Origin of the sequence: Pseudomonas sp. 18175 (assembly GCF_050432925.1) — a bacterium.
In the GTDB taxonomy this organism is placed as follows: Bacteria; Pseudomonadota; Gammaproteobacteria; order Pseudomonadales; family Pseudomonadaceae; genus Aquipseudomonas.
The window spans coordinates 143,496-154,632 of the sequence record NZ_JBKFTO010000011.1 but is presented as its reverse complement, the minus strand read 5'-3'; the positions used below and the strand labels follow the sequence as shown (position 1 = coordinate 154,632).

Below are 11,137 nucleotides of genomic sequence, written 5' to 3'. Positions count from 1 at the left end.
CCCCCCCCCCCCCCACCACAGGTCAAGCCTGCTTGCCATCCAACTTCTTCTCATGGGCCGTCACCTGCTGGCACAACTCGATCATCTGCTCACGCATCCAGCGGTTTGCCGGGTCTTGGTCGGTGCTCTCATGCCAATACAAATGGGTTTCCACCGGCGGCACATCGTTGACCGGCAGGTTGAACCAATGCAGTTCATGGCGGCGGGCAAAACGTTCGGGCACGGTCATCACCATGTCGGTCTGCTGCAGCACCTGGGAGGCCATCAGGTAATGCTGGGAGCGCAGCGCGATCTTGCGTTGCAGGCCCATCTTGCCCAACGCCAGGTCCACATGGCCCAAGCCATTGCGGCGGCTGGATATGTGAATGTGGGTCAGGCCGAGGTAATCATCCAGCGTCAGCTTGTCCTTGGTCGCCAGCGGGTGGCCCTTGCGCATGGCGCACACGTAGCGGTCTTCCATCAACTTGACGTGGCGCACCTGCGGGTCGGTATTGAGCGGCGCATCCACGGCGAAGTCCAGGCGGCCGGCGGCGAGTTCCTTGGTGGTTTCGCGGCGCTTGGACAGGAAACTCTCGATCACCACCGTCGGCGCCAGGCGACGCAGGCGCTGGAACAACAACGGCAGAATCACTGCCTCGGTGAGGTCGGTCATGCTGATGCGATAGGTCTTGGCCGCCTGCTGCGGGTTGAAAATGCGGCTTTCCTGTACCGATACCCGCAGCAACGACAGCGCGTTACGCACTGGGCCGATGATGTTCTGCGCCATCGGCGTGGGCACCATGCCTTGGGCCGTGCGCACGAACAGCGGATCGTTGAAAGTCTCGCGCAGGCGCGCCAGCGCGTTGGACACCGCCGGCTGGGTGATGCCCACGATCTGCCCGGCGCGGGTCAGGTTGGCTTCGGTGTAGATCGCGTCAAAGACGATAAACAGGTTGAGGTCGACCTTGCTCAGATTCATGTGCGATGCGCTCTTATTGTTAGGTGGCGATAGCCCGATCATATATCGGTGATGAATGTTAATACACGCCGAGAATAGGCTAGGTAAATTATCAGCGCTGTTCTAGCATCGATTGCATGACCTAAACAACCTCTCAGAGAAGGGAGCTGCTCATGGATTTCGCCTATTCGCCCAAGGTTCAGGAACTGCGTGAACGCGTCACCGCGTTTATGGACACTTACGTCTACCCGGCCGAGCCGGTGTTTGAGCGCCAGGTCAACGAAGGTGACCGCTGGCAGCCCACCGCCATCATGGAAGAGTTGAAAGCCAAGGCTAAGGCCGAAGGCCTGTGGAACCTGTTCCTGCCTGAATCCGAACTGGGCGCAGGCCTCACCAACCTTGAATATGCGCCCTTGGCCGAAATCATGGGCCGCTCCCTGCTGGGCCCGGAGCCGTTCAACTGCTCCGCCCCCGACACCGGCAACATGGAAGTGTTGGTGCGCTACGCCAACGAAGAACAAAAGGAACGCTGGCTGCAACCGCTGCTGCGCGGTGAGATCCGCTCTGCATTCGCCATGACCGAACCGGACGTGGCCTCCTCGGATGCCACCAACATGGCCGCCCGCGCCGAGCGCCAGGGTGACGAGTGGGTGATCAACGGCAAGAAATGGTGGACCTCCGGCGCCTGCGACCCGCGCTGCAAGATCCTGATCTTCATGGGCCTGAGCAACCCCGATGCGCCGCGCCACCAGCAGCACTCGATGATCTTGGTGCCGGTGGACACCCCCGGCGTAAAAATCGTACGACCACTGCCGGTATTCGGCTACGACGACGCGCCCCACGGCCACGCCGAAGTGCTGTTCGATAATGTGCGGGTGCCGTACGAAAACGTGCTGCTCGGTGAAGGCCGTGGGTTTGAAATCGCCCAGGGTCGCCTTGGCCCAGGCCGAATCCACCACTGCATGCGCTCCATCGGCATGGCCGAGCGTGCGCTGGAATTGATGTGCAAACGCGCCGTCAGCCGGACCGCGTTCGGTAAACCTTTGGCCCGCTTGGGCGGCAATATCGACAAGATCGCCGACTCCCGCATGGAAATCGACATGGCGCGCCTGCTTACCCTTAAAGCGGCGTACATGATGGACACCGCAGGCAATAAGGTCGCGAAAAGCGAAATCGCCCAGATCAAGGTAGTAGCGCCGAACGTGGCGCTGAAGGTGATCGACCGTGCGATTCAGATCCACGGTGGCGCTGGGGTTTCCAACGACTTCCCGCTGGCCTACATGTACGCCATGCAACGCACCCTGCGCCTGGCAGATGGCCCGGATGAAGTGCACCGGGCGGCGATTGGCAAGTTTGAGTTGGGCAAGTATGTGCCTCGGGAGTTGCTGCGTAGTGGGCAATAATTAAGACCGAGCTGCCTGCATTCGCGAGCAAGCCCGCTCCCACACTTGACCGAGTTCCAACATGGGAATGCGGTCTAATGTGGGAGCGGGCTTGCTCGCGAAGAGGCCAGTATTCACACCACAAATCCCAGCCCTTAGTACACCCAAACCTCCACCCGCCGATTCTTGATCCGCCCCTCATCCGCCGTATTCGCCGCCACCGGCATCTGCGCACCAAACCCGCGGATATCCCTCAGCACCACGCCGCTTTTCACCAACTCTCGGCGCACCGCCATGCCGCGCAACTTCGACAGCAGCGCTGCCCGCTGCGGGTCATTTTTGGCATCGCCAAACCCTACCAGCGTCACCTGTTTATTCAGCTTGCCGTGGGCCTTGAGGTACACCACCACCCGCTGTAAATCCTGGCGAGCCTTGTTGTCGAGGCTGGCGCTGCCTTCTTCGAAACGAAAATTCACGGTCAGGCGCTGCGCTTCACGGGCGATGGCTTGGTACTCATCAGGCATCGACGAGCGCGCCTCCACCGCCATCGCCTGCACCTGCTGGGCGATAAAGCCGCTGGCCGCCACAATCGCCTGGCCCTTGCTGCCCTGGGTAAAGTCCACCAGTGCCTTGGCCCAAGGGTTGTGTGCCGACGGCGGCAGGTAGAAAAACAGCCGCCGCGACAGCGGGTAGTCCTCGGTGGCGATCAGGCTGTTCAAGGGCAGCATCGGTTGTGAGTCGCCGTCGACAATCGCCACCGCCTTGGCCTGGCGCACATAGGGCAGGCCGATAAAACCGATACCCTGCGGGTCTCGGCTGACCGCGTCGGACAACGCCTCGCTGGACTCGAAGCGCTGCGCCGTCGCGGCCAAGGGCTTGCCACGCAGGCGCAGTACCAACTCCTTGAACGTGTCGTAGGTGCCGGACTGATCATCCCGCGCATATAAATGAATAGCTCCGCCGACGCCGCCCAGCGCTTCCCAGGTGCTGGCTTCGCCATTGAAGATCTGCGCCAGTTGCTCGGTGTTCAGGGTATTCAATGGGTTTTGCGGGTTGAGGATAATGGCCAGGCCGTCGATGGCGATCACTTGTTCCGCGCCGGGGCTTTTCAGGTCGCCCAGGGGTTCGAGGTCGACCAATTCGCTGTCCTTGATCGGCCGGGACGACGCGGCCAGGTCGGCGCTGGATTTTTTCAACGCACTGAACCCGGTACTGGAGCCGTGGGCAGCGACTTCGATGATCACCGTCTTGCCCTGGCGTGTCTTGCCGATGATGCGCTGTTCAATGCCACCTTCGGCGGGTTCACTGTGCACCGCCTGTAAGCCCTGCTGCTCCATCAATCCCTTGACCAATGCCGGTCCCAGCGCCGCGCCAATGGTGTTGGAACCCTGGATGCGCAACGCGGGACCTTGGTCAGGAACGGGAAGGGCGGCAGCAACCGCGAACAGGGGAAACAGGACCAGCAGGAACAGAACGCGCAGCCTCATGCCGGCACCTTCTTAAGCCAAAGGGAGTGCCGCGAGAATAAGTCAGGCAGGTTTCACAAATATGACTGGCACACTAGAGGGCAAAATGTGGGAGCGGGCTTGCTCGCGAAAGCGGCGGGTCAGACTCGAATGAGTTGACTGACACCCCGCTTTCGCGAGCAAGCCCGCTCCCACATTAGGAATGCGCGCAGCTTGAAATCAGCTCAGTTCAAGCCAAATCGGCGCATGGTCCGAAGGCTTCTCCAGCCCCCGCAACTCGTAATCCACCCCCGCATCCTTAACCCGCGGCAACAACCCATTGGACGCCAAAATCACATCAATGCGCAGCCCACGCTTAGGCTCATCCTCAAACCCACGACTGCGGTAATCAAACCAGCTGAAGCGGTCGGCCACGGTAGGGTTAAGGTGGCGGAAGCTGTCCACCAGGCCCCAGTTTTTCAGGCGGGCCATCCACTCGCGTTCTTCCGGCAGGAAGCTGCACTTGCCGGTTTTCAGCCAGCGCTTGGCGTTGTCGGCACCGATGCCGATATCGATATCTTCGGGGGAGATGTTGATGTCGCCCATCACCACCAGCGCTTGCTCATTGCTGAACTGGCTTTCCAGCAGCTGTTGCAAGTCTTCGTAGAAGCGCTGCTTGGCCGGGAACTTGGTGGGGTGGTCGCGGCTTTCGCCCTGGGGGAAGTAGCCGTTCATGATGGTAATCGGGTTGCCGTTTTCATCGGCGAAGGTGCCCCAGATAAACCGGCGCTGGGCGTCTTCTTCGTCGCTGGCAAAACCTTTGTGCAGGCTCAGCGCCGGCTGGCGCGACAGCAGTGCTACGCCGTAATGGCCTTTTTGTCCGTGGTAGTACACGTGATAGCCCAGGGCCTGTACTTCGGCGAGGGGGAATTGGTCATCGTGGACCTTGGTTTCCTGCAGGCCGATCACGTCGGGTTGGTGCTTCTCGATCAGTGCCGCCAGCTGATGAGGGCGGGCGCGCAGCCCGTTGATATTGAAGGAGACGATTTTCATGGTCGGCAGTCCGGTCTTGGCAAAAGGGCGATGCTAGCCGACAAGTCGGACGGGGGCCAGCGTGGCGGTAGGGCAGTTGCACTGCTAATGTCTGGGAACGACTCGTGCTGTGTAGGTTCGTACCCATAAGAACGTGGCCCTTTGAGCCGCGCCCAGGGAGATTGATGGTATGCCGGACACAACTGCAGACATTCGCTTGCTCAATAGCGGTTATTCCCGCGAGGCCCGTTCACTGTTGTATCAGGCGTATCGGCACGAGCCGACCTTCGCCTACATCTTTGAAGCTGAGCGCCCAGGCTACGAACAGCGGGTTCGCGCCACCGTGCGTGAGTTGGTCAAGCAGCATTTCTTTCAGAAACTTCCCGCCATCGGCCTGTTCGTCAACGACCGCTTGATCGGCATCGCCTTGATTGCTCCTCCGCAACGGCGCCTGGGGATTACCGAGAGCTGGGCCTGGCAATTGCGCATGTGGCTGAGCACCGGCGTGCGCGGTACCCGGCGCTATCTGGACTACCATCACGCGGTGCTGGCGTGCCTGCCCAGCGAGTCGGTGCATGTGCTGCCGTTATTGGGGATTCACCCGCAATTCCAAGGCAAACACTACGGCGAGCAGCTATTGGAGGCGGTGCACAATTGGTGCGCCGAAGACCCGCATTCATCCGGTGTGGTCCTCGACACGGGGAATTCTCGCTACCTGGAATTCTACAAACGCCAGGGCTATGAGGAAATCGGCGAGGTTGCCGTAGGACCTATCCTGGAACATGTTTTTTTTCACCCCAATCCCCAAGTGGTACAGGCTGTAACAGCTTAGGGCAGCATTTTTCAGACGCGTCTGAGTTCTAACAACCTCCCAAGCTCGTGTAGCATCCGCGCCTATGAAGTTTCCAGGAAGATACACCAGCGGCTTGGTTCTGCTGTTCACAAGCTGCAGCGCCTTGGCGCAAAGCGAATTGGACGTGCGGATCAAACCCTCAAACGACGCGTTGAAAGCCAACATCGAAGGCTACATCGGCGGGGTGGGCGATCGTGATGAAGAGGCCTTGCTGCGGTTCAGCCGTGGTGCCGAGGAGCAGGCGCGTAAAGCCGCCCAGGCCTTGGGCTTTTATCAGCCTCAGATCGAAAGCGATGTGAAGGGCGGCAAGAACCCGCGCCTGACCCTCACCATCGACCCCGGCGAGCCGGTGCATTTGCGCAACGTGACCATTCGGGTCGACGGCGAGGCCGCGAACCTCAAGGCGTTTCGCGTGCCCGTCAGCGACGACCTCAAATCCGGCGCCGTGCTCAACCACGGCCATTACGAAGACGCCAAGCGTCTGATCCAGAACCAGGCCTCACGCTACGGCTTTTTCAGCGGGCGCTTCACCAGTCAGAAGCTCTCGGTAGACCCCCAGGCGGGAGTTGCCGATATTGAACTGATCTACGACAGCGGCCCGCGCTACACCTTGGGCCAGGTCAACTTCAAGGGCGACACACCCTTTGATGACGAACTGCTGCAACGCATGGTGCCGTTCAAAAGTGGCACGCCCTACGACTCCGAATTGATCGCCGAACTCAACCAGAACCTGCAAGGCAGCGGCTTCTTTGAAGGCGTGCGCGTGGACGCAACACCTGCTGCCTCAACCAACGATGTGATCCCGGTGGCCGTGCAACTGGAAACCCGCAAACCGCGCACCATGGGCCTTGGCCTGGGCTACTCGACGGACGTCGGCCCACGCGGCAAGGCCAACTGGACCCGCCATTGGGTCAACCCCCAGGGCCATAGCTACGGGTGGGAAGCCGAACTGTCGGCGCCGCGCCAGAACGTCGGCCTGTGGTACGACATTCCGCTGGACCCGCCCCTCACCGACAAACTGCGGTTTGCCGGCGGCTACCAGAATGAAGAAATCGCCAACACCGACACCGTGAGTAAATTGCTCACCTTAGGCCCTGAATGGCACAGCAAGTTGCCCAGCGGCTGGACGCGAGTGATTTCGCTCAAATACCAGCGCGAAGAATATCGCCTGGGCAACGACTCGGGCCTCAGTAACCTAGTGATGCCGGGCATCAGCTATTCGTACCTGCGCAGCGACAACCGTATCGACCCCCACAACGGCTATCGCCTGCAATTTGATTCCAAGGTAGCCAAAGAGGGCCTGGGTTCCGACACCAACCTGCTGTACGGCACGGCCATGGTCAAAGGCCTGACCACCCTGTGGGACAACCACCGTTTCCTCGCCCGCGCACAAGTGGGCGGCAGCGCCACCAACGGCTACAAATCGGTGCCGCCGTCGTTGCGCTTTTTTGCCGGTGGCGACCAGAGCGTGCGTGGCTACGAATACCAGACCCTGTCACCCGAAAACGACCGGGGCGACCGCATCGGCGGGCGCTACATGGTGGCGTTGAGCGCCGAGTATCAATACTCCATCACCGACAAATGGCGGGTCGCGACCTTTATCGACCAGGGCAACTCCTTTAACAGCCTGGACCTGCCCAGCCTGAAAACCGGCGTAGGCATCGGTGTTCGTTGGGTTTCGCCGGTGGGGCCGATCCGCCTCGACCTGGCCCATGCCCTCGAAGATCCGGGCGGCGTTCGATTGCACTTTTCCATGGGGCCTGAGCTGTGATGCGTGGTGTGAAAATAGCGGGGCTGGCCGTGGTGGCTGTCCTCGCCCTGGTGTTGCTGGCCTTGTGGACGGTGCTCGGCACCCAGGCGGGCAGCCGTTGGGCATTGGGTCGTGTGCCGGGATTGACGGTGGAGAACTTCCAGGGCCACTTAGGTGGCCAGTGGAGCGCCGATCATCTTCTATGGCAGCAGGACGGCAGCCGTGTCGAACTCACGACGCCGACGTTTGACTGGTCGCCGGCGTGCCTGTTGCGCATGACCCTGTGTATCAATCAACTGGATGTGGACCGAGTCAGCCTGCAATTTGCGCCCAGTACGGAGGAAAGCAGCGGGCCGATCCAGTTGCCCGAACTGAAACTGCCGATTGCTATCCAGTTGGGCGACGTTCGCGTCGGTAGCCTGCTGTATAACGGCAGCGAAGAACTCAAGGGCCTGCAACTGGCGGCGCACTGGACCAACGCCGGTATGCAGATCGACTCGGTGCACCTGCAACGGGACGGCCTGGTGCTGGACCTGAATGGCTTATTGCAACCCATCGGCGACTGGCCGTTGACCGCCAGCGGTAACCTGAGCCTGCCGTACGCGCCGGGCGGGGCGCCTTGGACGGTCGCGCTCAAGGTCGAAGGCGACCTGCTCAAGACCCTCAAACTCGACGCTGACAGCAGCGGTTACCTACCCGCCAAACTCGCGGGCGAGCTGCAACCCTTGGCGGATAACCTCCCCGCGCAGTTGCACATCACCGCCGATGGCTTCAAGCCCAGTGCCGACCTGCCCGACACCCTGCAACTCAATCAACTGGACCTCACCGCCAAGGGCGATCTGAACAGCGGCTACCAATTGCTGGGCAAGGCCGTGCTGCCTGCGGAAAAAGGCCCGGTGGACCTGCTGCTGCAAGGCAGGGTTGACGCCAAGGGCGCGCAGCTCGCCGGCTTGGACCTGACGGCGGGCGACAAACAAAGCCTCAAGCTCAGCGCCCAATTGGATTGGCAACAAGGTTTCAGCGCCGATGCCAAGATCGACTGGCTGGACTTCCCCTGGCATCGCCTCTATCCACTGATCGACGAGCCCCAGGTCGTGTTGCGCACCTTTAACGGTGAAATCTCCTACAAGGACGGCAACTACCTGGGCAACCTCACGGCCGACCTCGACGGTCCGGCAGGCAAGTTCAATGTGGTCACGCCGTTCAGCGGCGACCTCAAGCAAATCTTCCTGCCCGAGCTGAAACTCACCGCCGGTCAAGGCAAGGCCGAAGGCCACCTGAACGTGCAATTTGCCGATGGCATCGCCTGGGATACCGCGCTGGATCTCTCCGCGCTTAACCCTGCGTACTGGGTCGCGGAACTGCCCGGCACCCTGGCCGGCCCGCTGCGCAGCAAGGGCGAGTTCAAGAACGAGCAACTCAAGCTCAACGCCGACCTCGACCTCAAGGGCCGTCTGCGCGGGCAAACCGCGGTGCTGGCGGCCAAGGCCGAAGGCGCGGGTGAGCAGTGGACCCTGGCCAACCTGGACATTCGCCTGGGCGACAACCGCATCAATGGCAGCGGCAGCCTGCAACAGCGCCTGGCCGGGCAGATCGACATCAAGTTGGCGCGCCTGGCCCAGCTTTGGCCGCAACTGCGCGGGCAAATCAACGGCCGCCTCGACGTGGCCGGTAGCCTCAAGGCGCCCCAAGGCAAGCTTGACCTCAAGGGCCAGCAACTGGCGTTTGCCGATAATCGCCTGCAAAGCCTGACCCTCAATGCGACGCTGGACAGTGCCCAGCGCGCCAAGATCGACCTCAAGGGCAGCGGCATCCAATCCGGCGACACCCAGGTGGGCACCCTCACCGCCAGCGCCCAGGGCGATATCAAAAGCCAGAAAGTGCAGCTGGACCTGGCCGGTCCATTGGTAAAACTGGCCCTGGCCTTGGACGGCAACCTCGACAAAGGCAACTGGCGCGGGCGCCTGGCCAGCGGCGACGTGCAAGCCGGTGGTCAGGACTGGAAGCTGCAAGCCCCAGCCAAGATCGAGCGTCTGGCCGATGGCAAGCTGACCTTTGCCGCGCACTGCTGGGTCTCCGGCCCGGCCAGCCTGTGCGGCGAAGACCAGCGCCTGATGCCCGAGCCCAAGTTGCGTTACCACCTCAAGCAGTTCCCCATCGACAGCCTGGCGGCGTTTTTGCCCAAGGACTTTGCGTGGCAGGGCAAGCTCAACGCCGACGTGCAACTCGACCTGCCCGCTAGCGGCCCCAAAGGTGTAGTGTCGGTAGACGCCAGCGGCGGCACGTTGCGGGTCAAGGACAAGACCCAGTGGGTGGATTTCCCCTACGACACCTTGAAACTGGAAACCACCCTCAACCCCAAGCGCATCGACACGGCGCTGAACTTCCGCGGCGGCAAACTGGGCGAACTGATGGTGCAGGCGCAGATCAACCCCCTGGCGAAGAACAAGCCGATCACCGGCACGTTCAACCTCGCGGGCCTCGACCTCGCCGTGGCGCGGCCGTTTGTGCCGATGGTGGAGACCCTCAGCGGCAAACTCAACGGCAACGGCCGCATCTCCGGCAGCCTGCTGGCACCCCAGGTCAACGGCAACGTGAACCTGGTGGGCGGTGAAGTCTCGGGGCCAGAGCTGCCCATTAGCCTTGAAGGCCTGAACGTACAAGCGTTGATTGCGGGCGAAAGCGTGCAGCTCAATGGCGCCTGGCGCAGCGGCAAGGCCGGGCAGGGCAGTCTCAAGGGCCAGATTGATTGGGGCCGGGCGCTGGTGGTGGACCTCAGCCTACAAGGCTCGCAACTGCCGGTCACGGTAGAGCCTTACGCCGTGCTGGAAGTGGCGCCCGACCTGAAAATCAGCCTGAAGGACGACAAACTGGCCATCGCCGGCAGGGTGCAGATCCCCCGTGGCGATATCACCGTGCGCGAGTTGCCACCGTCCACCGTCAAGGTCTCGGATGACACCGTGATCGTCGGCAGCCAGACCGAAGAGGGCAAGCCGCCGATGGCCATGGCCATGGATATCGACGTGGCAGTGGGCGAAGACCAGCTCAACTTTTCGGGCTTCGGTCTCACCGCCAAGGTCCAGGGGCATGTGCATATCGGTGACAACCTCGACACCCGTGGCGAGCTGTGGCTCAACGATGGCCGCTACCGCGCCTACGGCCAGAAACTCGACGTGCGCCGTGCGCGCCTATTGTTCGCCGGCCCCCTGGACCAGCCGTACCTCGACATCGAAGCCATCCGCAAGACCGACGACATCATCGCCGGTATCCGCCTGAGCGGCAGCGCCGAGCAGCCCACCACGCAAATCTTCTCAGAACCGGCCATGAGCCAGGAGCAGGCGCTGTCCTACCTGGTACTGGGGCGTCCGCTGAGCAGCACCGGTGAAGACAACAACATGTTGGCGCAAGCCGCGTTGGGCCTGGGCTTGATGGGCAGCGCCGGGGTCACCTCGGACCTGGCCAAGAACCTGGGCATCCAGGACTTTGAACTCGACACCCAAGGCAGCGGCAACAATACGGCGGTGGTGGCCAGCGGCAAGATCACCGAGAAGCTCAGCTTGCGTTATGGGGTGGGGGTGTTTGAGCCGGCGAGCACCATTGCGTTGCGGTATTTGTTGAGCAAGAAGGTGTATCTCGAGGTGGCAAGCGGGGTGGCGAGCTCCCTCGACATTTTCTACAAACGGGATTTCTAAAGCCGTACACGGTAAAAATGTGGGAGCGGGCTTGCTCGCGAATGCG

7 protein-coding genes are annotated in these 11,137 nt (G+C 61.6%); 4 read left to right on the top strand and 3 right to left on the bottom strand.

The genetic code is table 11. The annotated features are described in order from the left end of the window. Positions 1–22: 22 nt before the first annotated feature. Entirely contained in the window at positions 23–958 is a 936-nt protein-coding gene (locus ACLD1Y_RS16905; RefSeq protein WP_429479021.1) for a LysR family transcriptional regulator, read from the bottom strand. Positions 959–1,110: 152 nt separating this feature from the next. On the opposite strand from ACLD1Y_RS16905, the gene ACLD1Y_RS16900 reads away from it, so the two are divergent. Next, positions 1,111–2,340 (top strand): acyl-CoA dehydrogenase, encoded by a 1,230-nt coding sequence (locus tag ACLD1Y_RS16900; RefSeq protein ID WP_135288893.1) that lies wholly within the window; start codon positions 1,111–1,113, stop codon positions 2,338–2,340. Between the two features lie 134 nt (positions 2,341–2,474). Here ACLD1Y_RS16900 and ACLD1Y_RS16895 read toward each other — a convergent pair whose 3' ends face one another. Further along, entirely contained in the window at positions 2,475–3,806 is a 1,332-nt protein-coding gene (locus ACLD1Y_RS16895; protein ID WP_429479020.1) for a substrate-binding domain-containing protein, read from the bottom strand. A 198-nt stretch (positions 3,807–4,004) separates the two neighbouring features. Then, a complete protein-coding gene (xthA, locus tag ACLD1Y_RS16890; RefSeq protein WP_429479019.1) occupies positions 4,005–4,817 on the bottom strand; it encodes an exodeoxyribonuclease III in 813 nt (270 codons plus the stop codon). 169 nt (positions 4,818–4,986) lie between these two features. Between xthA and ACLD1Y_RS16885 the strand changes: the two genes are divergently transcribed. The 3 genes from ACLD1Y_RS16885 (at position 4,987) to ACLD1Y_RS16875 (ending at position 11,091) form a co-directional block, all read left to right on the top strand. After that, a complete protein-coding gene (locus ACLD1Y_RS16885; protein WP_429479017.1) occupies positions 4,987–5,628 on the top strand; it encodes a GNAT family N-acetyltransferase in 642 nt (213 codons plus the stop codon). Positions 5,629–5,692: 64 nt separating this feature from the next. Then, entirely contained in the window at positions 5,693–7,420 is a 1,728-nt protein-coding gene (locus tag ACLD1Y_RS16880) for an autotransporter assembly complex protein TamA (protein ID WP_429479016.1), read from the top strand. Further along, positions 7,420–11,091, top strand: coding sequence for a translocation/assembly module TamB domain-containing protein (locus ACLD1Y_RS16875; protein ID WP_429479014.1), 3,672 nt, complete (start codon positions 7,420–7,422; stop codon positions 11,089–11,091). The genes ACLD1Y_RS16880 and ACLD1Y_RS16875 overlap by 1 nt, the downstream gene beginning before the upstream one ends. Positions 11,092–11,137: the final 46 nt, after the last annotated feature.